The sequence below is a fragment of the Streptomyces broussonetiae genome (assembly GCF_009796285.1).
Classification (GTDB): domain Bacteria; phylum Actinomycetota; class Actinomycetes; order Streptomycetales; family Streptomycetaceae; genus Streptomyces; species Streptomyces broussonetiae.
In genome coordinates this window covers 1725036-1748169 of the sequence record NZ_CP047020.1, presented here as the reverse complement: position 1 = coordinate 1748169, position 23134 = coordinate 1725036, and the positions used below count along the sequence as shown (strand labels likewise).

Annotated in this window: 19 protein-coding genes and 1 pseudogene; 10 read left to right on the top strand and 10 right to left on the bottom strand. The window is 70.6% G+C overall.

Features of this window, described 5'->3' with window-relative positions; all coding sequences use genetic code 11:
• Positions 1-94 precede the first annotated feature (94 nt).
• Entirely contained in the window at positions 95-538 is a 444-nt protein-coding gene (locus GQF42_RS08235) for an SsgA family sporulation/cell division regulator (protein ID WP_158918989.1), read from the bottom strand.
• Positions 539-783: 245 nt separating this feature from the next.
• On the opposite strand from GQF42_RS08235, the gene GQF42_RS08230 reads away from it, so the two are divergent.
• From GQF42_RS08230 to GQF42_RS08200, 8 genes are all read left to right on the top strand, one after another.
• Entirely contained in the window at positions 784-1122 is a 339-nt protein-coding gene (locus GQF42_RS08230; protein ID WP_158918988.1) for a GNAT family N-acetyltransferase, read from the top strand.
• 265 nt (positions 1123-1387) lie between these two features.
• Positions 1388-3565, top strand: a complete 2178-nt coding sequence (locus tag GQF42_RS08225) for a xanthine dehydrogenase family protein molybdopterin-binding subunit (protein ID WP_233273295.1) — start codon at positions 1388-1390, stop codon at positions 3563-3565.
• Positions 3562-4494, top strand: a complete 933-nt coding sequence (locus tag GQF42_RS08220) for an FAD binding domain-containing protein (RefSeq protein ID WP_158918987.1) — start codon at positions 3562-3564, stop codon at positions 4492-4494. The genes GQF42_RS08225 and GQF42_RS08220 overlap by 4 nt, the downstream gene beginning before the upstream one ends.
• Entirely contained in the window at positions 4491-4973 is a 483-nt protein-coding gene (locus GQF42_RS08215; protein ID WP_158918986.1) for a (2Fe-2S)-binding protein, read from the top strand. The genes GQF42_RS08220 and GQF42_RS08215 overlap by 4 nt, the downstream gene beginning before the upstream one ends.
• Before the next feature lie 53 nt (positions 4974-5026).
• Positions 5027-6019, top strand: coding sequence for an amidohydrolase family protein (locus GQF42_RS08210; RefSeq protein ID WP_158918985.1), 993 nt, complete (start codon positions 5027-5029; stop codon positions 6017-6019).
• A gap of 32 nt (positions 6020-6051) precedes the next feature.
• A complete protein-coding gene (locus GQF42_RS45765; RefSeq protein WP_233273294.1) occupies positions 6052-6237 on the top strand; it encodes an XdhC family protein in 186 nt (61 codons plus the stop codon).
• Complete coding sequence (locus GQF42_RS08205; protein ID WP_233273293.1) at positions 6234-6659, top strand: XdhC family protein; 426 nt, start codon at positions 6234-6236, stop codon at positions 6657-6659. Before GQF42_RS45765 ends, GQF42_RS08205 begins: the two co-directional genes overlap by 4 nt.
• A gap of 82 nt (positions 6660-6741) precedes the next feature.
• The gene (locus GQF42_RS08200; protein WP_158918984.1) at positions 6742-8484 is read left to right on the top strand and encodes a pyruvate dehydrogenase; all 1743 of its coding nucleotides are present in this window, start codon (positions 6742-6744) and stop codon (positions 8482-8484) included.
• Positions 8485-8590: 106 nt separating this feature from the next.
• Here GQF42_RS08200 and GQF42_RS08195 read toward each other — a convergent pair whose 3' ends face one another.
• The 5 genes from GQF42_RS08195 to GQF42_RS08175 all read right to left on the bottom strand — a co-directional run bounded on the left by GQF42_RS08195 (position 8591) and on the right by GQF42_RS08175 (position 14384).
• Positions 8591-10249 (bottom strand): MFS transporter, encoded by a 1659-nt coding sequence (locus tag GQF42_RS08195; protein WP_158918983.1) that lies wholly within the window; start codon positions 10247-10249, stop codon positions 8591-8593.
• Positions 10250-10391: 142 nt separating this feature from the next.
• Positions 10392-11129 (bottom strand): YoaK family protein, encoded by a 738-nt coding sequence (locus GQF42_RS08190; RefSeq protein WP_158918982.1) that lies wholly within the window; start codon positions 11127-11129, stop codon positions 10392-10394.
• Positions 11110-11634 (bottom strand): DoxX family protein, encoded by a 525-nt coding sequence (locus GQF42_RS08185; protein WP_158918981.1) that lies wholly within the window; start codon positions 11632-11634, stop codon positions 11110-11112. The genes GQF42_RS08190 and GQF42_RS08185 overlap by 20 nt, the downstream gene beginning before the upstream one ends.
• A 48-nt stretch (positions 11635-11682) precedes the next feature.
• Positions 11683-12345, bottom strand: coding sequence for a hydrolase (locus GQF42_RS08180; protein WP_158918980.1), 663 nt, complete (start codon positions 12343-12345; stop codon positions 11683-11685).
• Between the two features lie 164 nt (positions 12346-12509).
• A complete protein-coding gene (locus GQF42_RS08175) occupies positions 12510-14384 on the bottom strand; it encodes an amidohydrolase (RefSeq protein ID WP_233273755.1) in 1875 nt (624 codons plus the stop codon).
• A 481-nt stretch (positions 14385-14865) separates the two neighbouring features.
• On the opposite strand from GQF42_RS08175, the gene GQF42_RS08170 reads away from it, so the two are divergent.
• Positions 14866-15837, top strand: coding sequence for an alpha/beta hydrolase (locus GQF42_RS08170; protein ID WP_158918978.1), 972 nt, complete (start codon positions 14866-14868; stop codon positions 15835-15837).
• A 789-nt stretch (positions 15838-16626) separates the two neighbouring features.
• On the opposite strand, the pseudogene GQF42_RS08165 reads toward GQF42_RS08170, so the two are convergent.
• Together GQF42_RS08165 and GQF42_RS08160 are read right to left on the bottom strand one after the other, a co-directional pair.
• A pseudogene (locus GQF42_RS08165) lies at positions 16627-17907 on the bottom strand (IS256 family transposase).
• 187 nt (positions 17908-18094) lie between these two features.
• A complete protein-coding gene (locus GQF42_RS08160) occupies positions 18095-19147 on the bottom strand; it encodes an IS110 family RNA-guided transposase (protein ID WP_158916606.1) in 1053 nt (350 codons plus the stop codon).
• 322 nt (positions 19148-19469) lie between these two features.
• Between GQF42_RS08160 and GQF42_RS08155 the strand changes: the two genes are divergently transcribed.
• Entirely contained in the window at positions 19470-20708 is a 1239-nt protein-coding gene (locus GQF42_RS08155; protein WP_158918977.1) for an IS256 family transposase, read from the top strand.
• Positions 20709-21296: 588 nt separating this feature from the next.
• Here GQF42_RS08155 and GQF42_RS08150 read toward each other — a convergent pair.
• Positions 21297-21701, bottom strand: a complete 405-nt coding sequence (locus GQF42_RS08150) for a RidA family protein (protein WP_158918976.1) — start codon at positions 21699-21701, stop codon at positions 21297-21299.
• Positions 21702-21915: 214 nt separating this feature from the next.
• Positions 21916-23103, bottom strand: coding sequence for a saccharopine dehydrogenase family protein (locus tag GQF42_RS08145; RefSeq protein WP_158918975.1), 1188 nt, complete (start codon positions 23101-23103; stop codon positions 21916-21918).
• Positions 23104-23134 lie beyond the last annotated feature (31 nt).

The following is a 23134-nucleotide window of genomic DNA, read 5'->3' as shown; positions in this document are numbered from 1 at the left end:
CCTTGCCCGCGAGTGCACGCGAAGGTGCCCCTGAGCGCACGGGAGCCGGGCGAGGAAGGCGTGGCCCGCTCCGACGGCGGGGCAGGCCGGGCGGTCACTCGCTGCCGGCCGTGAGCTGTTCGACGACGTGGTCGAGATCGATGTGCCGGTGCTCGGTGCCCGGCGGCACCAGCGCGTCGGCGAGGTGCAGAAAGTCCGAGACGTCACGGGCGGCGACGTCGAGAGCCGCTGCCCCGTGCCACGGCCTGAGCAGGACGCGGACCGTGTCCGGACGGCTGCGGTGCCGGGGGAGCACCACCACGTCCCCGGACCCGGTGGGCCGGCGCACTCCGTCGGCCAGCAGCGACCGGGCGAAGACCCAGTCGACGGGGACTGCGGCGGGGGCGCCCAGCGACAGGCACACGGCGTAGGGATCCGTCGGGGTGTACCGCAACTCGGCGGGCAACGGTACCGGTGGATCGCCGGCCACGGTGGCCAGCACCGTCGTCGTGAGAACGACCAGGTCTTCCTGTGCGGCGCGGGCAGGATGCTGTCTCATGCCGAATTCCTCTCTGCGACTGTCCGGTTGACTTCCTCGGCCGGGCTTCGACGACCGTACGGCGGGTCCGGGGCATGGTTTGCCGACGAGCGCACGGGGTGTTGCCTGTCGAAGCACGTGAGGGAGAAGGGGCTGCGCGGTGCGGAATTTCCTGGGCCGGAGTCAAGGGGGCGCGGTCATCCGGATATTGCCAAATCCCGGGAAGAGTGGCAAAACTCTTCCCACCCCAACCGAAAGGACACCTGATGAGCCAGCCTTCCGTCGCTCCGGTCGTCGAACACGTGGATGCGGAGAACCGCTACGAAATCCTGGTCGGCGGCGAGCGCGCCGGGCTGACCGCCTACCGTGACCGTGGCGAACAGCGCGTCTTCTACCACACCGAGATCGACGACGCCTTCGCCGGACAGGGACTGGCCTCCCGGCTGGTCCAGGAAGCGCTCACCGACGTACGGAACGCGGGGAAGCGGATCGTTCCCGTGTGCCCGTACGTGGCCAAGTTCCTGAAACGGCACGAGGAGTTCGCCGACATCACGGACCCCGTGCGGCCCGAGGTCCTGCGGTGGCTGGACACGGAACTGGGCTGACAGCGCACCGCTTCTTTCCCCGGAGTGCACAGGGCCCGCCTGTCGCTCGCTCCGCCGCTTCACCCGTGAGTAGTGTCCAAGCTGCTGAATTCGACCGGCGTGCTGTTCCATCGGAATGACCCCGGAATGGCGTTGATTCCCGCAAGGACACGAACGAGGTGTTGCTGTGGAGCATTGGACAAGGCGTGAGGACGAGCGACTGCTTTCCGGGAGAGGCCGGTTTGTTGCCGATATCCACGTTCCGGGATGTCTGGACGCGGCATTTGTGAGAAGCAAGGTGGCCCACGGCGTACTGCGCGCAGTGGACTGCACGGCGGCCCGGGACGTGCCCGGGGTCGTGGGCGCCTGGTCGGCCGCGGATCTGCCGGACCTCCCCGCGGTCCCCCACACCCTGCTGGCCAGGCTCTCCACCGAGGAGGCCGTCGCGGGCCGGGAGTGGCCGGCCCTCGTGAAGGACCGGGTGCGCTATCCGGGCGAGGCGCTGGCGGTCGTCCTCGGGGAGGACCGGTACCGGGCCGAGGACGGGGTCGCCGAGGTCACCGCCACGGTCGATCCGCTGCCCGCAGTGGTGACACCGTCCGAGGCGCTGGAGGACTGCGTCCGGCTGTTCGACGGGATGAGCAACGTCGTCCTGCGGGGCGAGGCGGGTCAGCCCGTCGACCCCGCGGTCTGGGAGGACGCGGCGGCCGTCGTGGAGGCCACCTACCGGCAGCAGCTGTTGATCCCCAGCCCCATGGAATGCCGCACCATCCTCGCGGTACCGGAGGGAGACCGGCTGACGGTGTGGTCGGGGCACCAGATGCCGCACCGGCTGCGTCGTGAACTCGCCGCGCTCCTCGGCTGGTCCGCCGACCGGATCAGGGTCGTCGTACCGGACACGGGAGGCGCCTTCGGGTCGAAGAGCGCCGCGTTCCCCGAGTTCGTGGCCGTCGCCCACCTGGCCGTGAAACTCGGGCGGCCGGTCCGCTGGATCGAGGACCGCCTGGAGTCGATGCTCGTCGCCACCCGGGGCCGCGGCCAGGACCAGAGGGTCCGGCTCGCCGCCGACGCCGACGGACGGCTCCTCGCCTACGAGCTGTCGATCAACGCCGACGTCGGTGCCTACCCGCACCTCGGCGCCGGACTGCCCATGCAGACGGCGTGGATGGCGGCCGGCGCCTACACCACCCCGCGCGTCCACGCGACCCTGCGCTCGGTGCTCACCAACACCATGGTGACCTACCCGTACCGGGGCGCCGGACGCCCCGAGGCGGCGATCGCGATCGAGCGGAGCATGGACCTGCTCGCCCGGCGGCTCGGGATGGACCCGATCGAGCTGCGACGGCGCAACTTCATCCCGCCGGACGCCTTCCCGTACGAGACGCCGGTCGGACGCGTCTACGACAGCGGGAACTACGCCGCCGCCCTGGACCTGGCCCTCGAGACGATCGACCACGGCAGGTGGCGTGCCGAACAGGCCCGTCGCCGCACGGACCCCGACGCGTTTCCGCTGGGCATCGGAATCTCCTGCTACGTGGAGCGCTCCGGCGGCGAAGCCGGCGGCCTGCACGAGTGCGGCAGCCTCGAGGTCAGCGAGGACGGCCAGGTCACCGCCCGCTGCGGCGCGGCCCCCAGCGGTCAGGGGCACGAGACGGTCTTCCCCGCGCTGGTCGCCAAGTTCCTCGGGGTCCCGGAGGCGCAGGTGCGCCTCGTCGAGGGCGACACCGACCAACAGCCCGAAGGACTGGGCTCGTTCGCCAGCCGCTCGGCGCAGGTCGACGGCGCCCTGTTCCAGCACCTGGCGAACCTCCTGACCGAGGAGGCCCGCACCCGGGCGGCCGGGCTGTGGGATGTGCCGGTCGACCAGGTCGAGTGGACCAACGGCTCCCTGCACACCGCCCACAACGGCTCGGCCCTCGTGGGCCTGGGCGAACTGGTGAAGCACACCGGGCCGCTGCGCGTCGAGGACCGGTTCGAGACCGGACAGGCTTTCCCCTTCGGCGCACACGTGGCGGTGACCGAGGTGGATCCCGACCTCGGCCTCGTGAACATCCTGCAGCTGGTCACCGTCGACGACTGCGGAGTGATCCTCAACCCCACGGTGGTGCACGGACAGGCCTACGGCTCGGCCCTGCAGGGCATCGGCCAGGCCCTCTACGAAGGCATGCAGTTCGACGACGACGGCGTACCGCACGTGGCGAGCGGCTTCCTGGACTATCTGCTCCCGACGTTCACGGAAGTCCCGCCCATCGAGGTCAAGGACACCCACACCCCCAGCCCCAACTCCCCGCTGGGTGCCAAGGGCGCGGGCGAGTCGGGCTGCATCGGCACCCCGGCCGCCATCGCCAACGCCGTGGCCGACGCCCTGCCGGACGTCGATCCCGAGCTGCTGCAGATGCCGCTCACCCCTGACAGCATCCTGCGCGCGCTCAGCGCCTCGACGCACGAGAAAGGCGTCCGGTGAAACCCGCAACCTTCGACTACGCGGTACCCCGCACGGTCGCCGAGGCCGTCGAGGCACTCGGCGACACCGAACGCAGGGCCCAGGTCATCGCCGGCGGACAGAGCCTGATCCTGGAGATGCACCTGGAACGCATCCGGCCGCAACTCGTCGTCGACATCAACCGGATCCCGGAACTCGACGGCATGCGCGTCGAGGGCGACGAACTGCGCGTCGGCGCCCTGGTCCGGCACGCGGCCTTCGAGTCGCCCGACGCCGTGCCGGGCCCGCTCGGCACCCTGCTCGCCCAGGCCGTGGTCAACATCGCCCACCCGCCCATCCGTTCCCGCGGAACCATGGCCGGCAGCTACGGCTGGGCCCATCCCGCCTCGGAATGGTGCGCCATCGGCATCGCCCTGGACGCCACCGTGGAGCTGGCCGGACCCGACGGCGCCCGGTCCGTCGCGGCCCGTGACTACTTCCTCGGCCCCTTCCGCACCGCCCGCCGGCCCCAGGAACTGATCACCGCCGTACGCCTGCCGCTGCTCGGCGCGAACACCGGCGTGAGCTTCATCGAGCACCGCCGTACACACTTCTGCTTCGCCCAGGCCGCCGTCGGGACGGCCCTCACCGTCGACGACGGCGTGATCAGCGACGTACGGATCGGCCTGGTCAACTCCGCCGACCGACCGGTCCGGGCCCGCGCCGCGGAAGACGCGCTGCGCGGCAGCGCACTCGGCGCGCTCCCGGTGGGGCCCCGGGTCCACGACGACCATCCCTTCGCCCGCGTCGGCCGTATCGCCGCCGAACGGGACGCGGCGCCCCTGCCCGAACCGTTCGCCGACGTCGCCTACAAGCGGCAGATCATCGCCGTCCTGGTGGCCAGAACGCTGCTCGAAGCGGCGAAGGACCAGCGCACCCGCCTCACCGCACGACAGGAAGACCACCGATGAAGATCACGCTCAACGTGAACGGCACCGACCACTGCCTCGACGTCGAACCCCGCCGTGTGCTCGCCGACGTCCTGCGCGACGACCTCGGACTCACGGGTACGCACCTGGGGTGCGAGCACGGCATCTGCGGAGCCTGCTCCCTCCTCATGGACGGCGAGCCGGTCCGCTCCTGCCTGGTGCTCGCCGCGCAGGCCGACGGCCGCTGTCTGCGCACGGTGGAGGGCCTTGCCGGCCCCGACGGCGAGCCCCACCCGCTGCAGCGGGCCTTCTCCGCCGAACACGCACTCCAGTGCGGCTTCTGCACACCCGGCTTCCTCATGGTGGCCGCCGGCGCGATGGACGCCGACCCCGACCTCGCCGACCACCCGGAGGCCATGGACCACGTGGTCGGGTCCAACATCTGCCGCTGCACCGGCTACGGGCCCATCCGGCGCGCCATCGAGCGCGCGGCCCGGGAACAACGCCGGGCCACGGCCTGACACACGCGAGCCCCGGGTGAGCGCCGCTTGCCGGGCCGATCGAGGAGAACACCATGAACGGTGCCCTGCGCGCCGGAGTCATCGACGTCCACGCCCACTGGCTGCCGCGCGACCTGCTCGCCCTCCCGCCCGGGAACCCGCTCGGCGGCATGCACGACCGCGACGGCGAACTCTACCTGGGCAACGCCCCGTTGGGGTTTGCGAGCGCAGCGATGACCGACGTCGACGCCGTCGTCGCCGACACCCTCAAGGCCGGACTCGGCGCCCGCGTCGTCTCCGCGCCGCCCTTCGCCTTCCCCGTCCACGCCCCCGCCGAGGCGGACGAGTACGTCGCCTCCTACAACGAACAACTCGCCGCCGCCGTCGCCGGCACGGACGGCGCGCTCGTCGGGCTCGGACTCGTCCGGCTGGACGACGTGGACGCCGCCCGACGGGAGTTGACCCGGCTTGCTGCCGCGGAGGGCGTCGCGGGCGTCGCCGTACCCCCGGTGGTCGACGGCCGGTCCTTCGACCGGGGCGCCCCACGGGAGATCCTCGGCGTCGCCGCCGAACTGGGCCTGTCCGTCCTGGTCCACCCGATGCAGCTGCCGCGCGCCGAATGGGACCACCACTACCTCGTCAACCTCATCGGCAACCCGGTCGAGAGCACGACCGCCGTGGCCGCGGTTCTCCTGGGCGGCGTCCTGGAAGAACTCCCCGGCCTCAGGATCTGCTTCGTCCACGGCGGCGGCTGCGCACCCTTGCTGCTGGGCCGGTGGGGACACGGCTGGCGCTCGCGCGACGACGTGCGCCGGGGAAGCACCCGTCCGCCCGCGCAATCCTTCACCCAGCTCTACTTCGACACCATCACCCACGACCCGGACGTCCTGACGCTGCTGCGCGCCCATGCCTCGCCGGAGCGGATCGTCTGCGGCAGCGACTACCCCTTCGACATGGCGCAGCCCGACCCGGCCGGCTTCCCGCTCGGCCACGGGATCGACGCCACGGCACTCGAGGCCAACGGCCGCAGGTTCCTCGGGCTGACGCCCGTGGACGCCTCGCGATGACGCCCGCGACCGGCGGTGGATCGGAGCCCCCCGTGCCCGAACTGGTGCCCCGCCTGCTGGAGTGGCAGGCCGTGGGATCTCCTTGTGCAGTCGCCGGCGTCGTCGCCGTCCGGGGCAGTGCGCCGCTGCGCCCGGGAGCGGCACCGCTCGTCCGCGGCGACGGCACGGCCCTCGGCAGTGTGTCGACCGGCCGCACAGGTGTCTCGCGGCCCTGGTGACCGATCGCCGGACCGTGGTGTGCGTGATGACGCACGACCCGGAGTTCGACGTCCCCGTGCTCGTCGAGGCGCTCGGCAGGCCGCTCGCCCACGTGGCTGCGCTCGGCTCCCGGCGCACCCGGGCACGGCGGCTCCGCAACCTCGCCGAGGCGGGCGTGTCCCCCGACGCCCTGGCGGGTCTGCACCCACCGCTGGGGCCGGACCTCGGCGCGACGACACCGCAGGAGACCGCCGTGTCCTTCGCGGCGGAACTCATGGCGGGTGCGCGGCGGCCGCAGCGGCCGTTCGCTCTCCGTACTGGACGGACCCCTGCACACGGCGCAGCGCGCGGGTCTCCCGACCGCGGCCGGGCACCGGTGCGCTGTCGGGACGGATCTCGTGCGCCGACGGTCAAGTCCGCTTCTCCCGGCTCACTAACGTGATCGCGACGTGTGGCGGGACGCGGGAACCGCTGTGCCCTCACACGGCGGCGTCCGCCGTTGTGCCGGAAATCCCAGGAGTGTCATGGCCAAGCAGACCATCGCCGAACAGTACGTCGACCTCATGGCGCGCGCGGGCGTGCGCCGAATGTACGGCGTGGTCGGGGACAGCCTGAACCCCGTCGTCGACGCGGTCAGACGACACCACGACGTCGAGTGGATCCAGGTCCGCCACGAGGAGGTCGCGGCCTTCGCCGCCGGCGCCGAGGCCCAGCTCACCGGCCGCCTGGCCGCCTGCGCGGGCTCCTGCGGCCCCGGCAACCTGCACCTGATCAACGGCCTGTACGACGCCCACCGTTCGATGGCGCCGGTCCTCGCGCTGGCCGCCCACATACCCAGCGGCGAGATCGGCACCGGCTACTTCCAGGAGACCCACCCCGACCGGCTGTTCGCCGAGTGCAGCCACTACTCGGAGCTGATCTCCTCGCCCCGTCAGATGCCGCGCGTGGTGCAGACGGCGATCCAGCACGCCGTCGGACGGCGCGGAGTGTCGGTGGTGGCCCTGTCCGGCGACACCGCAGCCGAGGTCTCCCCGGAGGCCGCCCCCGAACTCGCCATACCCCTCGACCTGCCCGCCATCCGCCCGGGCGAGCAGGAACTCGCCCGGCTCACCGAACTCGTGGACGCCGCCGAGCGCGTCATGGTGTTCTGCGGCCGGGGCGTCGAGGGCGCCCACGCCGAGGTCATGGCCTTCGCCGAGAAGGTCAAGGCACCGGTCGGCCACGCGCTGCGCGGCAAGGAGCACATCCAGTACGACAACCCGTACGACGTCGGCATGTCCGGGCTGCTCGGCTACGGATCGGCGTACGAGGCCATGCACGAGTGCGACCTGCTGATCCTGCTCGGCACCGACTTCCCGTACACCGAGTTCCTGCCCCGCCATGTGCGGACCGTGCAGGTCGACGTGCAGCCCGAACGGCTCGGCCGGCGTACCGGACTCGACCTGGCCGTCTGGGGTGACGTACGCGAGACACTGCGGTGCCTGACGCCCGCGGTGCGCGAGAAGATCTCCCGTCACTTCCTCGACCGCATGCTGGAGCGGCACACGCACGCCCTCGAGGGCGCCGTGAACGCCTACACCCGCAACGTCGAGCGGCACACCCCGATCCACCCCGAGTACGTGGCCTCGGTGCTCGACGAAGAGGCCGCCGACGACGCGGTGTTCACCGTGGACACCGGCATGTGCTGTGTGTGGGCGGCGCGTTACCTCACGCCCAACGGCCGCCGCCGCATCCTCGGGTCCTTCGTGCACGGTTCGATGGCCAACGCGCTGCCCCAGGCCATCGGCGCGCAGTTCCTGGACCGCGGCCGGCAGGTCGTCTCCCTCTCCGGCGACGGTGGCTTCTCCATGCTGATGGGCGATTTCCTCACCCTCGTCCAGTACGGCCTGCCGGTGAAGGTGGTCGTCTTCGACAACTCCTCCCTCGGCATGGTCGACCTGGAGATGATGGTCGACGGCCTGCCCCCGTACGGCACGACCTACCCGCACACCGACTACGCCGCCATCGCCACGGCGGCCGGGGCGCTCGGTATCCGTGTGGAGAAGCCCGCCGACGTACGGGGCGCGCTGCGCGAGGCCTTCGCCCATGACGGCCCCGCGCTGGTCGATGTCGTCACCGACCCCGCCGCACTGGCCGTCCCGCCGAAGATCACCACCGAGCAGCTCAGCGGCTTCGCACTGTCCGCGAGCCGTACGGTCCTGAGCGGAGGCGTCGGCCGCATGGTCCACCTGGCCCGGGCCAACCTGCGCAACATTCCCCGCCCGTGAGCCTGCGTGGAACGCGGGACTGAGGGGCAGCAGTCCGGTTCTCCGTGCCGGCGGCCGCATGGGCCCGGCACGCAGAACCCGAGAGGGCGAGCACCGAGCGGAGGTCTCAGGGACCGGAGCCCGGCGCACCGACGTTGGTCCGTTGCCGTACCGCGGGTCCGGACGTGGTGTCGAAGGCATGGGTCACCTCGGGGAGGGTTCCGGGCGTGAGCAGCTCTCGAGCCCGCTCCTCGTGGTCGCGGTCGGTGGCCGTCAGCCGGACGTGGTGCTGGGCCAGGTGCTCCGCCCAGGAGGAGATCAGATAGGTCTCGACGAAGCGTTCCGGCTCGCTGCCGTCCTGGTACAGGCCCCAGGTCAGGGCCCCGGTACGGCGCCTGGACCGGGCCACGTGGTGCATGCGGTCCGTGAACTCGGCGCGGTTGCCGGCCGGGACCCGGTAGACGACGGAGACCAGGACCGGGCCGTCGGCCTCTCCCGGCTCGAACACCAGCGGCGGAGCGGGCCAGTGGTCGGACGGCGAGGGGTTGATCCCCTCGGGGTCGTGCAGCGGCCACCGGCGCACGCTGGCGGCGCTGAGCAGCATCACGGCGCCGGCGGTCAGCAGAGATCCGCTGAGCCCCAGCCGGCCGGCCAGCGCTCCCCACAGGGGCGCGGCAAGAGCCTGGCCGCCCTGGAAGACCAGGAGGTAGACGGCGAGCCCCCGGGCCCTGACCCAGCCCGGCAGCCGTGTCTGCACGGCCGCGTTGAGCGTGGACAGCACGGCGATCCAGGCGAGGCCCCCGGGCAGCAGTGCGGCCGCGACCAGCCACGGCGTACGGACCGTCGCCAGCACCGCGAGCACCCCGGCGAACACCACGGCGCCCGCCGCGAGCGTGCCGTTGGCCCCCAGCACGCGGCGCACGCGGGGCAGCGTGAAGGCCCCTGCCACCGCTCCCACGCCCACCGCCCCCAGCAGCAGCCCGTATCCGCCCGAGCCGAGGCCCAGGGAGCGGCTCGCCGTCAGGGGCAGCAGGGCCCACAGCGCCGCGCCGCCGGGGACGAACAGGAGCGTACGCAGCAGGACCCGGCGTACACCGGGCGCGTTCCACACATAGCGGCGCCCCGCGTGCAGGGCGGCCAGCAGCCCTTCGTTGCCCGTGCCGGGGGCGGCCGTCGGCGGGCGCCGCCAGACCAGGAGGACGGCCGCGATGCCCAGGTACGAGGCCGCGTTGAAGGCGAAGACCCAGCCCGCGCCGGCCGCCGCGACCAACGCCCCGCCCAGCGCCGGACCCACGGCGCGGGCCAGGTTCATGTTCACCGCGCCCAGCGCCGCCGCCTGGCCGAGCCGCCGGCGCTCCACCAGCTCCGGCTGGATCGCCTGCCAGGCCGGGCCCATCAGCGCCGTACCGCCCCCCAGCAGGAAGGTGAGGACGAGCAGCAGCGTCGGGGACAGTGAGTCCGTGAACGCCAGTACGGCCAGCGTGCCGGACACCGCGAGCATCGCGAACTGCGCGGCCAGCAGCACCGAGCGGCGGTCGAAGCGGTCGGCGATCACCCCGGAGGGCAGGGCCAGCAGCACGACGGGAAGGCTGGCGGCGGTCTGGACGAGCGTCACCAGCGCGGCGCCGTGGCCCACCAGCAGCCACTGTGCGCCCACCGTCTGCATCCAGCTGCCGATGTTGGAGACCAACTGGGCGATCCACAGTGCCCGGAAGACACGGGCCGCGAGGGGTGCCCACGGGGAGTCGGTCTTTGCGGGTGCTGGTGACGACGGTGTGCTCTTCATGCTTGTCCAGACCGGGTGTGTGGCGGGCATGGGAGGGGAGTGACCGTACAGCCCGTCGGCGACGGGTTCTTGACCGGGAGCGCACAGGATGTGGCCCCGGAGCGCAGTGACTTCGCTCCGGGGCCTTCAGGGCGCCGGTTCCTCAGGACGGTGGCCGGATCCAGGCGGCGTCGGTGCTCGACAGCCGGTGCGTCACCGCGCAGGTGAGCGCCAGGAGCAGCAGGGCGAGGCCGAGTGTGAGCACGAGATGGCCGTGCAGGAGGAGTTCGGTGCCGACGAACGCGCCGAGCAGCATGGCCAGCACCGACAGGATCCGGCGTCCGGGCCGCGGCGCCGCGCCGCCCGCCGGGATCGAGTCCGCGGCCAGCCCCGTGAGGGTCAGCGTCAGTACGGTCGTGGTGAGGTCGGGTACGCCGAGACGCCGGGCGACGGCGTTCTGCAGGCCCATGCCGAGCCCGAGACACACGATCAGCGTGTACTGGACACCGGTGGTGACCCGGTCGCCGGTGACCGCCGTGACGGCGACCGTGACGGCGACCAGGACCGTCTGCGCGGCGGTGGCCGTCCGCAGCAGATGCCCGCGGTGCGCGGCGAACCGGCTGCCCAGCCTGCCGCCGGCCAGCGCGCCGAGGAGGAACACCGCCAGCGCGACGACGGAGGCGAGCGCGGACAGATTCGGGGCGCCCGCCAGCGCGAATCCGAGGAACACCACGTTGCCGGTCATGTTGGCGACGAAGACGTGCCCGAGGGCCAGATAGCTCACCGCGTCGACCAGACCGGTGACCACGGTCAGGGTCAGCATCAGGGGCGGCAGCGGTCCGTGGCGGTCGTCCCTGGGCGGCACCAGGGTGTGCGCCGCGTCAGTCAGCAGCCTGCACATGAGGTGTCCTTTCCGACGTGGTGGGCACGCGGTGCAGCACCAGGCGGGTCAGCAGCCCGCTGGTGGGGCCGAGCACGATCGCGGCGAGGACGATCCACAGCGGCCACGGGGTGATGCCCAGCGCGTGGTCGAGGGACCACCGGCCGGGCCCGGTGAGCGACAGTGCCACGGAGACGACGACGAGGACCATCGGGTACTCGTAGCCGTCGTTCTGCACCCACAGGCCCTTCGGCCACTTCACGGTGCCCGCGACCGTCATCACGCCCATGGCCGCCATCGCGGCGAGGGGCGTCAGCAGCCCGGCGGCCAGGAACAGGCCGGCACCGATCTGACTGGCGCCCGCCACGACCGCCGTCAGACGGCCGCCGCGGAACCCGTCGTGACGGAACTCCTCGGTTCCGCCTGCCAAGCCGTGGCCCCCCAGCCGGTAGCTCACCTTCTGCACTCCGTGGCCGGCGACGAGGAGTCCCGCCACCAGCCGGAGGACCAGCAGTCCAGCATCCATCTCTTCCTACCTGTTCCTGACCTTCGCCTGTCTCGCTGACGCGGGGGATCAGCCGGCGGCGTGGGCGCCGATCACGGCCTGCGCGTAGACCAGACCGAGGCCGTAGGCACCGCCGTGTTCCTTGACGACCTCCGTCACCGGTACGTACGTCTCGGTGCGGGCCCAGTCACGCTGGAACTCCAGCAGGACCTGCACCCAGGTCACCGGGACGGCGCCGGCCTGGATCATGCGCTGCACGGCGTGCTCGTGCGCCTGCGGGCTGACGCCGCCGGACGCGTCGGTGACCACGTAGACCTCGTAACCCTGGGCGAGGGCGGAGAGCGTGGGCAGGACGACGCAGACCTCGGTCCACAGACCGGCTATGACGAGCTTTCTGCGGCCGGTCGCCTTGACGGCCTCGACGAACGCCGCGTCCTCCCAGGCGTTCATCGTGGTGCGGTCGATGATCTTGTGGTCGGGGAAGACGTCCGCGAGCTGCGGCATGATCGGGCCGGAGAAGGACTCCGCTGCCACGGTGCTCAGCACGACCGGCACATCGAACACCTTGGCGGCCTTGGCCAGGCCCAGGGTGGAGTTGATGATCGCGGTGCGGTCACCGCTGCCCGTGCCGAAGAACATCTGCGGCTGGTGGTCCACGAACAGGACCGCACAGTTGTCGGGCGTCAGCAGGTCGGGGCTGGGGGACGCGGTGACCTCGGCGATGTCGGTCATCTGAGGGTGCCTTTCCATCAGTAACGGCGCGGACAGGCGTCCGCGTCGGGTGGGAAACCGCCCGGTGGACGGTTCGTCGGGTGGTTTCCCGGCAGGGGCGGCTCGTGGCCCGGCCCCTTCCGGGAGAGCGAGGAGAGCGAGGAGAGCGAGGAGGGGGAGGAGGGCTAGAGGGCGAAGCAGGGATCGAAGGGCGTGCCGGCGGCGTCCGGGAACAGGCCGCGCCGCACGCGCCACTCGCGGTGCTGCTGCGACTCGGCGACGGCCTCGCCGAGGGACTCCGCCTGGCGCACGCCCGCGAGGTGCGGCCCAGGCACCTGGTAGCCGCCGAAGTGCGCGACCGGGCTCCAGTCGGGGCTCACGGGCGGCAGTTCCTCGTCGAGGCCCTCGTACTCGCCGGCGGCGTAGACGATCCGGCCGCCGGTGACCGTGAGCAGTGACTCGATGTGCGCGATCTCCGGCTCGGGGACGGTGAAGTAGTCCTCGGACAGCACGGCGAGGTCCGCGTAACACCCGGGCCGCAGAACGCCCTTGACGTCCTGCTCGCCGGTCAGCTCGGCACCGGCCCGGGTGAACATCCGCAGGGCCGTCTCCCGGTCGACCCGGTTGGCCGGCGGCCGGAGCACGAGGTCGCCGACGCTGCGGCCGCTCACCAGCCAGTGCAGGGCCACCCAGGGGTTGTAGGTGGACACCCGGGTGGCGTCCGTGCCGGCCGCAACGGTCAGCCCGCGCCGCAGCATCTCCTGGATGGGCGGGGCGTCGGCGGCCCTGCCCGGGCCGTAGCGGCGCAGGAACGCCTCGCCCTGGAACGACAGCCGGTTCTGGACGGACATGGCACCGCCGAGCGCGGCGACGCGGTCGAGGCTCTCCGGTGTCACGGTTTCGGCGTGGTCGAACAACCACCGGTTCCCGGCCGGGAAGAGCCCCTCGGCGGCGAGCTTCTCGAAGACCGCGAGGTCCCGGCGGATGGTCTCGTCGTAGGTGGCGTGCAGCCTGAATCCCCAGCCGTTCTCCATGAGGAGACGGACGGCCTTCTCGAACTCCCCTTCGTAGCCGCCGAGTTCCGGACGCGGCTGGTTGAAGTTCTCGAAGTCCGCCGCCGCCCAGGTGAGGTTCTCACCCGCGCCGTTGAGCCGCAGCCACGCGTCCCCGTCCTCGGGACGGACCATGTCGATCCAGCGGGTGAGGTCGGCTATCTCCTGGCCCGCGGTCTGCGGGAAGAGGTGATAGGCGATGCGCAGCGACAACTGGCCGGCCTTCGCCAGCTCGATGACGGTGCTGTAGTTGTCGGGGAAGTTCTGGAACCCGCCGGCGGCGTCGATCGCCGAAGTCAGCCCGAACCGGTTCAGTTCGCGCAGGAAGTGCCGGGTCGAGACCCTCTGGTCCGCCTCCTCCAGAACCGGCGCCTTGGCCAGGGTCGAGTAGAGGATGAGGGCGCCGGGCGCCGCGAGCAGCATGCCCGTCGGTTCCCCGTCCCGGCCGCGGACGATCTGTCCGCCCCGGGGATCGGGCGTGTCCCTGTGGAACCCGGCGGCCTTCACCGCCGCCCGGTTCAGGACCGCGGACTGGTACAGGTGCAGGACGAACACCGGGGTGTCGGGGGCGGCGGCGTTCAGTTCCGCGACGGTCGGCAGCCGTCGTTCGGCGAACTGCTCGGCCGACCAGCCTCCCACCACCCGCACCCACTGGCCCTTGGGAGTGCGCGCGGCCTGATCCCGCAGCATGGCCAGGCCCTGGCGCAGCGTGCGGACACCGTCCCAGCGCAGTTCCAGTACGTAGTTGAGCCCGCCGCGGATGACGTGCAGATGCGCGTCGTTGAGCCCGGGGACCATCCGGCGGCCGAGCGCGTCCACCACCTTCGTCGCGGCTCCGACCTGCGCAGCCACGTCCTTGTCGGCACCGACGACGGTGATGACACCGTTCTTGACGGCGAGCGCCTCGGCCCGCGGGTGGTCCGGGTCTCCCGTGTGGATTCTCGCGTTGCGGACGACGAGTTCTGCGGCATCGTCGGTGGCCTGGGGGACCAGTCCGCCGACCGGCATTGGAGACACGTGTGCAGGACCCCTTCCGGGATGGGCGACTTCGATGGCCGCCGCGTGCGAACGCGACGGACGGAATGTGCGGTGACGGTTGGCTGCTCGCTGTCGCATCTGTCGAATGCATGGGCGAACCATGACCGCCGCGCCGTCACGCTAGGCGCGGTGGACGCCCCCGTGTGTCCTGCCAGCGCACTGGAACGTTGCCCACAGCGCACGGGATCCGTGGCGGGAACGGCGGCGGGAGCCGCGGCCGGCGCGGCGGCGGGAACGGCGGTGAAGCCCGGCACGGGACCGCTGGTCCGGCGCCCGTCCGTCCGGCCCGCGATGTCGTGCGCTGTGGGGACATCGGACGTGCGCCTGCGGGCAACCACCGCGCATGCAGGGCGTCTACCGTGCGGTGCAGCGGCGCCGGAGTGCCCAGCACGACGATCCGGATCCATTCCCGGAAACGACCGCCACACCCTACGAATTCCAGGAGACGCGCATGTCTGACGCCCTCGCGCCGGTCGACCCGGTGCTGGAACCCGCGGCAGCCGAGTTCGCCCAGGCGACCGCCAACCCGCCCTACCTCTTCGACCTGCCTCCGGCGGAGGGCCGCAAGGCGGTCGACGAGGTGCAGTCCGGCGAGATCGACAAGCCGGCGGTCGACGAGGAGTGGATCACCGTCTCCGGCGGTCCGACCGGCACCGTCCGGGCTCGCATCGTCCGCCCCGCGGGCGCCGAGGGCACCCTGCCGGTGATCCTCTACATCCACGGCGCGGGCTGGGTCTTCGGCAACGCCCACACGCACGACCGCCTGGTGCGCGAACTCGCCGTCGGCGCGAACGCCGCGGTCGTCTTCCCCGAGTACGACCTGTCGCCCGAGGCCCGCTACCCGGTCGCCATCGAGCAGAACTTCGCCGTCGCCCAGTGGGTCGTGGAGCAGGGCGCGGCCAAGGAGTTGGACGGCACGCGGCTGGCCGTGGCCGGCGACTCGGTCGGCGGCAACATGACGGCCGCGCTGACGCTCATGGCCAAGGAGCGCGGCGGCGTCCCGCTGGTCCAGCAGGTGCTGTTCTACCCGGTCACGGACGCGAACTTCGACACCCCGTCGTACCACCAGTTCGCCACCGGCTACTTCCTGCGCCGGGACGGCATGCAGTGGTTCTGGGACCAGTACACGACCGACGAGGCCGAGCGCGCCCAGATCACCGCCTCCCCGCTGCGCGCCACGACCGAGCAGCTCAAGGACCTGCCACCGGCGCTGGTCATCACGGGTGAGGCGGACGTGCTGCGCGACGAGGGCGAGGCCTACGCCAACAAGCTGCGCGAGGCGGGCGTGCCCGTCACCGCGGTCCGCTTCCAGGGCATCATCCACGACTTCGTGATGCTCAACGCGCTGCGTGAGACCCACGCTGCCGAGGCCGCCATCACCATGGCCGCCCGCACGCTGCACGCGGCCCTGCACACGGCCTGAGCGCGGGGACGACTCGGACACGAGCCGGGAGTTCCACAAGGGCCTCGGTCGCCCCTGGCACAGGACTGTCAGGGGCAACCCGGCCGGCCGCGGAAGAGCATCGGCGCTCTGCCGCGGCGACACCCACCCGGCCGCGTGCCGAGCAGGGCGTCTGACCAGGTACACCTTCCCTGGTCAGACACCCTTTTCGCGGCCTCTAGAAGAAGCCCAGCTTCTTCGGCGAGTACGACACCAGGAGGTTCTTCGTCTGCTGGTGGTACACGGTCTCACCCGCTTCTGACCTGCGGCAATGGGTGGAATCGCCTGCGGCGAAGCCGAGTTGGTCCGCCCCTGGTCCGGATCTTGCGATGTGATGCCAGCGGGGATGTTCCCGCGGTACTACATGGCACAGGTTGTAGAGACCGTCCAGAGGCGTCCAGCCACTCCATGTCAGGCACAAAATTGCAGGTCGGTGCCTCGTGGTCCGGGAGTGTCCGCCCTGTTCGTGACGGGTGCGTGAGAGCGGGCGGACTGCGAAGCCCAGTCGGGAACTATCCCGCCGGGGCTTGTGCGTGGCCGTGAGACGTCGATGCCACACCGGAGCGCTCCGGTGTGGCATCGACGTCTCACGGCCACGCTGGCGCGCACGATGCAGTCGGCGCCTCATGCGGTCCGTGTCGCTGTGACGCTCTCATGGTGCACCTACTTTGCGATTGCACCCGATCGTTCGTAGGGATCCGTGCCGCTCATGGCGCGCCCCGGCCAGGCGTGGGTGGAGCATGAATGGTCATGTCCCGCGGGGTGGTGTAGTCACGGCAGCTGTTTCGGTTCCGGTTGTGGGGTGATCTGCGGTTCGGGTTCGGTTGGCTTGGTGGTGAAGAGCTCGGCCATGGAGGCTTCGGAGAGGTAGCGGCGGTCGAAGACCTGCCACTCGTCGTGGAGCTCGGCCAGGACCGCGGCGGCGAGCCGGTCCAGGGCGGCGGGGTTGGGAAAGACCTGGACGACGTCGGCCCGTCGTTTGATCTCCCGGTTCAGCCGCTCCAGCGGGTTGGTCGACCAGATCTTCTTCCAGTGCGCCGGCGGGAAGTCCGCGAACGCGGTGATGTCTGTTGCCGCATCCAGCAGCATTGTCTTGACCTGCGGGAACTGCCGTCCGAGCATGTCGGCGACCACGTTCAGCTGGGTGCGCACCTGCTCGCCGGTGGTCTGCGCGAAGATGGTGCGGATGGTGGCGGCGACCATCTCCCCGGAGCCCTTCTCGATCACCGAGAACACGTCCCGGACGAAGTGAACCCGGCAGCGTTGCCAGGCCGCGCCGAGGAAAACGGTGCGGATCGCGGCCACCAGACCGCTGTGGCTGTCGGAGATGACCAGCTGGACGTTCTCCAGGCCGCGGGCCCGCAGCGAGCGCAGGAACTTCGTCCAGAACGGCTTCGACTCGCTGTCGCCGACCTCCCCCACTCTCGGCTCCGCTCAAGCGGGGGGACCCCCATGCCCGAGGATCTCGCGGTGCCCGGTGGCGGAGATCCCGGTGGCGATGACCACGGCCTGCGATGCGATCCGGTGGTTGACCCTCGCCTTGCAGTAGGTGGCGTCCAGGAAGACGTAGGGGAAGACGGTGTGGTCCAGCGGCCGCTCCTTGAACGCGGTCAGTTCCTCGTCCAGCTCACCGCAGATGCGGGAGACCTCGGACTTGGAGATCCCGCTGTCCGCACCCAGTGCTTTGACCAGGTCGTCGACCGAGCGGGTCGAGACACCGTGCACGTATGCCTCCATCACCACGGCGAACAACGCGCGGTCGATCCGCCGCCGGCGTTCCAGCAGCGACGGGAAGAACGACCCGCTCCGCACCTTCGGGATCTTCAGGTCGAGGTCGCCGGCCTGCGTGGTCAGCAGCCTGTCCCGGTGTCCATTGCGCCAGGTCGTGCGCGTCGCGGAGTGCTCACGCGGCGCGGCACCGATCATCTCCGTGACCTCGGCCTCGATCAGCTCCTGCAGGATGCGCTCGCACACCACCCTGATTGCTTCAACTCCATCGGCCCGACGTAGTGACTCGAGCAGCCGCATCAGCTCAGACTGGGACAAGGCCATCGCGTGCTCCTCCGGTCGAACTGCCCGTTCACCAGGGAGACTTGCGCGGTGGCCTGCCCTTGTTCAGGGAGCACGCAACGCCAGCGGATGCACGCCCCGAGCAGACACCCGCGCGTTCCGGGACCCTGCCCGGCTACACCACTTCATGGGACGCGATCCATGAAGGTTGCGTCCAATTACTCCTATGTCAAGCGGCCGTTGCGAGAGTGATCACGTTGCTGTGTGATTCTCGGGCGTCGCGCCGGAGGGCCCGGTAGACGACGTCGGACAGGTGACGCTTGAGGGCGCGGATGGCTTCGGTTGTGGTGTTGCCGGCGTTCTGCCGACGCTGGAGGTAAGCGCGGGCGTCGGGGTGGTAATGGGCCTGGGTGACCGCGATGCGGTGCAGGGCTGTGTTGAGCTGGCGGTTTCCGGTACGACTGAGTCGGTGTCGTGCGCGGTTGCCCGACCACACGGGCAGGGGTGCGGTGCCGTTGTGTCGGGCGAAGGCGGCCTCGGACCTGAAGCGCGTGACGTCGGCGGTCTCGCCCAGGATCTTCGCAGCGGTGAGCGTGCCGCAGCCGGGGATCTTCAGCAGGTTCGGGGCCAGCGTCTCGATCCTGCCGGTGATCTCCTTCTCCAGCTCACGGATCTCGTCGGTCAGTGCCTGGCAGCGAGCCAGCAGTCGCCTGGCCAGCCGTGCAACGATGCCGTCGGAATCACGCAAAAAGTCCTCGACCACGGCGACCTGCCGGGAATGTGTCAGGCTGCGAGCCGGGGGATCAAGACCGGGGTCGAGTTCGTGCAGATGCCAGCGCATCCGGTTGATGATGCGCGTGCGTTCGGTGACCAGGTCTTCGCGGTAGTCGACCAGCAAGCGCAGTTCCCTGCTGGGCCCGTCCAGTTGGGCTGTGGGTAGGTCGGGTTCACGCAGCGCGGCCCGGGCGACGGCCAAGGCATCGATGGGGTCGGACTTGCCGTATGTGCGGGCCGCCTTACGGCAGTTGGCCATGAGCTTGGGAGGCACGCGGACAATGCGTTCCCCGGCTGCCAGTAGATCGGCTTCCAGCCGCCGGGAGAGTTGTCGGCAGTCTTCCACCGCCCACAGACGGTGCTCGCCGAACCGCCGTGCCCAGGCCAGTAAACGCAGGTGATCGGAACTGGTGGTGCCGGTGGTGTGAGTCCCAAGCTCACGGCCTCGCTCATCAGCAGCGACTGCGGTGTGGTTGCGCTTGTGGGCATCAATTCCCAAGACGACCATCGATCCCCTCCTCTGTGCTCGCACAACGGACGGGCCGGGCGACGGGCACCCCTCAATGCGGACGAACTCACACTCCTATCAAGCCACTGCCGCTGGCCCGCAAGGCCGCCCCGCGGGCCGCATAACGGGACTTGGCCACCGACAACGAGGCACGAAGTGGTCGAGCGAACCCGCGGGACTACTACCGAGCATGACATTGAGAGAAGTGGTGTACGGGTTCGACCTGATCCGGGGGTTTGCTCCCGCGTCGGGGGGACGCCCGCATAGATGAACGGCCACCGGCTGATCTTCGAGATGTCGAGTCACGAAGGAGATCAGCACGATGACCGCACCGGACAGTCTGCCCCTGCATGCGCTCGCGGAGGACAACCTCGCCGCGGCGAGTCCCGATCTGCTGCGCGCGATGGTCAAGACGTTCGCCGACGCGCTCATGTCCGCCGAGGCCGATGCCCTCTGCAATGCTGAATACGGGCAGGTCAGCGACGAGCGAGTCAACCACCGCAACGGATATCGCCCTCGCGAGTGGGACACCCGTGCGGGCACCGTCGAACTCGCCGTTCCCAAGCTGCGTCAGGGCAGTTACTTCCCGCACTGGCTGCTGGAGCGTCGCCGCCGGGCCGAACAGGCCCTCATCAGCGTGGTCGCCACCGCCTACCTGCTCGGCGTCTCCACCCGCCGAGTGGAAAAGCTCGCCGAGAGCCTGGGCGTCACCCAGCTGTCGAAGTCCCAGGTCAGCGCGATGGCCAAGCACCTGGACGAGCAGGTCGCCGCGTTCCGTAACCGGCCCCTGGACGCCGGCCCCTACGCCTTCGTCTGGGTCGATGCCCTGACCCAGAAGGTCCGCGAGGGCGGCCGCATCATCAACGTCCACGCGCTGATCGCAGTCGGCGTCAACGCCGACGGCCACCGCGAGATCCTCGGCCTGGACGTGGCCACCGCCGAGGACGGCGCCGGCTGGCTCGCCTTCCTGCGCTCCCTGATCGCACGCGGCCTGTCCGGCGTCCAACTGGTCATCTCCGACGCCCACATGGGCCTGGTCAACGCGATCGGCGCCACCCTGCCCGGCGCGAGCTGGCAGCGATGCCGCACCCACTACGCCCGCGCACTGCTGAGCCAGGTCCCCAAGTCGGCCCAGCCCTGGGTGGCCACCCTGCTGCGGACCATCTTCGAACAGCCCGACGCCGACGCCGTCCAGGCCCAGATGCGGCATGTCCTCGATGCCCTGGAGGCCAAGTTCCCCAAGGCCGCAGCCCACTTGGACGCCGCCCAGGGCGACGTGCTGGCCTTCACTGCGTTCCCGCGCGAGATCTGGCGGCAGATCTGGTCGAACAATCCCCAGGAACGACTCAACAAGGAGATTCGACGCCGCACTGACGTCGTCGGCATCTTCCCCGACCGCACTGCCCTGATCCGCCTGGTCGGCGCGGTCCTGGCCGAGCAGAACGACGAGTGGACCGAAGGCCGCCGATACATGGGACTCGACCTGCTGGCCAAGGCTCGCCTCCACCCGATCGAGTCAGAAACCGACGACACCGTCCTCCCGACGGAACTCACCGCATAGCCTCAAAGAAGAGATCGCCGAGTGGCAGTCGATACACCACTCCCGCGGACGTGACCCAGAGTGTCACTGACTTCCCGAAAGGCAGGAGCCGCTTCGAGGTCAATCGGCCCGACACCATCCAGGCGGATGTGCTGGAGGTACTTCGTCTCCCAGCCCGGATTGATGAGTTGGTGCCAGCTCTTTTGGCCATGGGCGGAGGTCAGGGCTATCTCGTAGGGCGTGGCTCGTTCGAGCGGGGGTGTGGTTGGCGCGGGCGATCCGAGGCGCTGACGGCCAGGATGACGGTGTCCGGATCAACGAGGACGTCCTGCGCCCACTGGGTCGCGGCACGACGTGCTGCGTGCGCATCGTCAGGATGGGGCCGCGTAGAGAACGCGACTGGTGGTTGTCCCCTCCCTCGCCTACGTGAAGAAGGCGCGCCCAGTATCCGGTCGCCCTCGGGTCGGCTGGGCTGGCTTTCATAAGCGCGGTCCCCGTGGGGGCCGAAGGGTCTCTGAGGACTGGCAGGACCCCGCCGCAGACACCTCCCTCGGCATGAGCCGGAATCAGGGGACCTTCGGTGTCGTACGGCCGGGCCTCTGCCATTCATCAGTCGGTGATGGCGGTCATGTCCGCCTCGACCAAGGCGCCGGGCGTGGACAGGCCGACGACGCCTATCAAGGTCATGGCGGTGGTGCTGCCGCCGGCCTCGGAGGTGGCCCTGGCCAGCCCGCCGTAGAGCTTCTCGAGGTTCTCCTGGGTCGGATCGACGACGTACACCATCATCCGAACCACATCCTTCGGATTGGCGCCCGACGCAGCGATGGCCGCGTAGGCGTTCTTCACCGTGTGGTAGCCCTGCGTCTCGTAGTCCCCTTCGCCGAGCAGCTTCTCGTCGACGTCGATGGCTATCTGCCCCGAGATGTAGACGTGCTTGCTGCCGGTCGCGACGATCACCTGCGTGTGGCCGTGCGGTGGCGCGATCGTGTCCGGGTTGATCTTCTGAATCGTCATGCCCAGATGTTCGCCAACCGCACGGTGCCGCGCCGGTCTCCCGAGGGTCATCGCGCCCGGTTGGGGGATCAGCCCGGCTCGGGAGCCGCGGCCCTGCTCGCTGTCCCCGCGCTCCTCGCCACTGTGACCGACGTGGGAGAGGCCCACCGCCGGTGGCGGTGGGCCTCTGCGGCGAGGTGACATCGGCGCGCGCTGGCGTCACCGCGGTCGTCGATCAGCCGACCGGCCCTTCGTGGATGATCAGGAGATCCTCCACCGACGCGACGGCCGGCTCGACGAACCCCAGGAACACCGAGAAGAAGTCGTGGGGGTCGATTACGCCCTCCGGGGCGTGCACGCCGGGCTCGGTAATGCGGCCCTGGCGCAACAGCTCGAGTCCCACCGCCAGCGCCGCGCCGGTGCCGCCGCCCATCTTGCCCGGCGGCATCGACGCCGGCTCGACCGAGATCGCGAGCGGCTCCCCGTCGCGCTCGCCGCGCGCCATGGCCCAGACCTGGGCGAACCGGTCGCGAGTCCGCGGCGCGTCGGCCGGGGGAGCGGGCATGTCCTCGAGGCGGCCGGCGCCCTCGGCAAGGGTCACCCGCCCGGCGTCGTAGTCGGCCGCGACCCTGCGCGCGTGGTCGAAGACCCACGCCGGACCGGACGTGAGGTTGGTCGAGCTGACGACGGTCGGGAAGCAGCGCGGCAGGGTGATCGCCTCGGGGTGCCCGACGGTATAGGCCCGGACCTGCCCTTTGCCTGGGTACAGGAGCTCGACGGGAGTGAGGGGTTCGATGTCCTTCTCGGCGCCGTCGCGGTAGGCGCGGATCGAGCCGCTGATCTGGATCAGCCAGTGCTCGACGGCCGCCCCGGCACCACCGGTCGAGGGGTACGCCGGCTCGTCCTCCAGCACCGCGCCACGCATCGACCATCCGGTGAAGATCTCGGTGACCTTGTCGAGCCGCCGGGCGACCAGTGCTGCCGCCAAGTTGGAGATGCCCGGGCTGCCGCCGATGCCCTTCACGACGCGGAGGCCCTTGTCACGAGCCTGGGCGTCGAACTCGAACGCCTCGACCGTGGACTCCCAATCGTCGTCGATGTCCAGGTAGTCGCAGCCGCAGTCGATGGCGGCCTCCACTATGGGCCTGGCGAACTTCGAGAACGGGCCCATGGTGTTGAGGACGACCTCGCACTCGACGAACGCCTGCCGCAGCGCTGCCGGGTCCGTGGCGTCGAGGCGCACGGGGACGCATGGACCGCCGACCTCGTCGGCGAGCTGCTGGGCGCGTGACACGTCGATGTCGCCGATCAGCACCTTCTTGGCCGTGCCGAGTTCGGCGATCCCTCGGACGGCCCAGCGCCCCATCGCGCCGGCGCCGCCGACAATGATCACAGTGCCCAGGGGCGGCTTGGTGTCAGACATGGGTGGTCAGGCTCCTCTTCGGATCAACATG

Excerpts from the sequence above, each read along its gene's own strand:
- GQF42_RS08200 (WP_158918984.1), top strand. The coding sequence starts at position 6,742 with ATGGCCAAGCAGACCATCGCCGAACAGTACGTCGACCTCATGGCGCGC.
- GQF42_RS08180 (WP_158918980.1), bottom strand. The coding sequence starts at position 12,345 with ATGACCGACATCGCCGAGGTCACCGCGTCCCCCAGCCCCGACCTGCTG.
- GQF42_RS08195 (WP_158918983.1), bottom strand. The coding sequence starts at position 10,249 with ATGAAGAGCACACCGTCGTCACCAGCACCCGCAAAGACCGACTCCCCG.
- GQF42_RS08160 (WP_158916606.1), bottom strand. The coding sequence starts at position 19,147 with ATGGTCGTCTTGGGAATTGATGCCCACAAGCGCAACCACACCGCAGTC.
- GQF42_RS08145 (WP_158918975.1), bottom strand. The coding sequence starts at position 23,103 with ATGTCTGACACCAAGCCGCCCCTGGGCACTGTGATCATTGTCGGCGGC.
- GQF42_RS08190 (WP_158918982.1), bottom strand. The coding sequence starts at position 11,129 with ATGTGCAGGCTGCTGACTGACGCGGCGCACACCCTGGTGCCGCCCAGG.
- GQF42_RS08170 (WP_158918978.1), top strand. The coding sequence starts at position 14,866 with ATGTCTGACGCCCTCGCGCCGGTCGACCCGGTGCTGGAACCCGCGGCA.
- GQF42_RS08230 (WP_158918988.1), top strand. The coding sequence starts at position 784 with ATGAGCCAGCCTTCCGTCGCTCCGGTCGTCGAACACGTGGATGCGGAG.
- GQF42_RS08150 (WP_158918976.1), bottom strand. The coding sequence starts at position 21,701 with ATGACGATTCAGAAGATCAACCCGGACACGATCGCGCCACCGCACGGC.
- GQF42_RS08210 (WP_158918985.1), top strand. The coding sequence starts at position 5,027 with ATGAACGGTGCCCTGCGCGCCGGAGTCATCGACGTCCACGCCCACTGG.
- GQF42_RS08185 (WP_158918981.1), bottom strand. The coding sequence starts at position 11,634 with ATGGATGCTGGACTGCTGGTCCTCCGGCTGGTGGCGGGACTCCTCGTC.
- GQF42_RS08215 (WP_158918986.1), top strand. The coding sequence starts at position 4,491 with ATGAAGATCACGCTCAACGTGAACGGCACCGACCACTGCCTCGACGTC.
- GQF42_RS08235 (WP_158918989.1), bottom strand. The coding sequence starts at position 538 with ATGAGACAGCATCCTGCCCGCGCCGCACAGGAAGACCTGGTCGTTCTC.
- GQF42_RS08175 (WP_233273755.1), bottom strand. The coding sequence starts at position 14,384 with ATGCCGGTCGGCGGACTGGTCCCCCAGGCCACCGACGATGCCGCAGAA.
- GQF42_RS08155 (WP_158918977.1), top strand. The coding sequence starts at position 19,470 with ATGACCGCACCGGACAGTCTGCCCCTGCATGCGCTCGCGGAGGACAAC.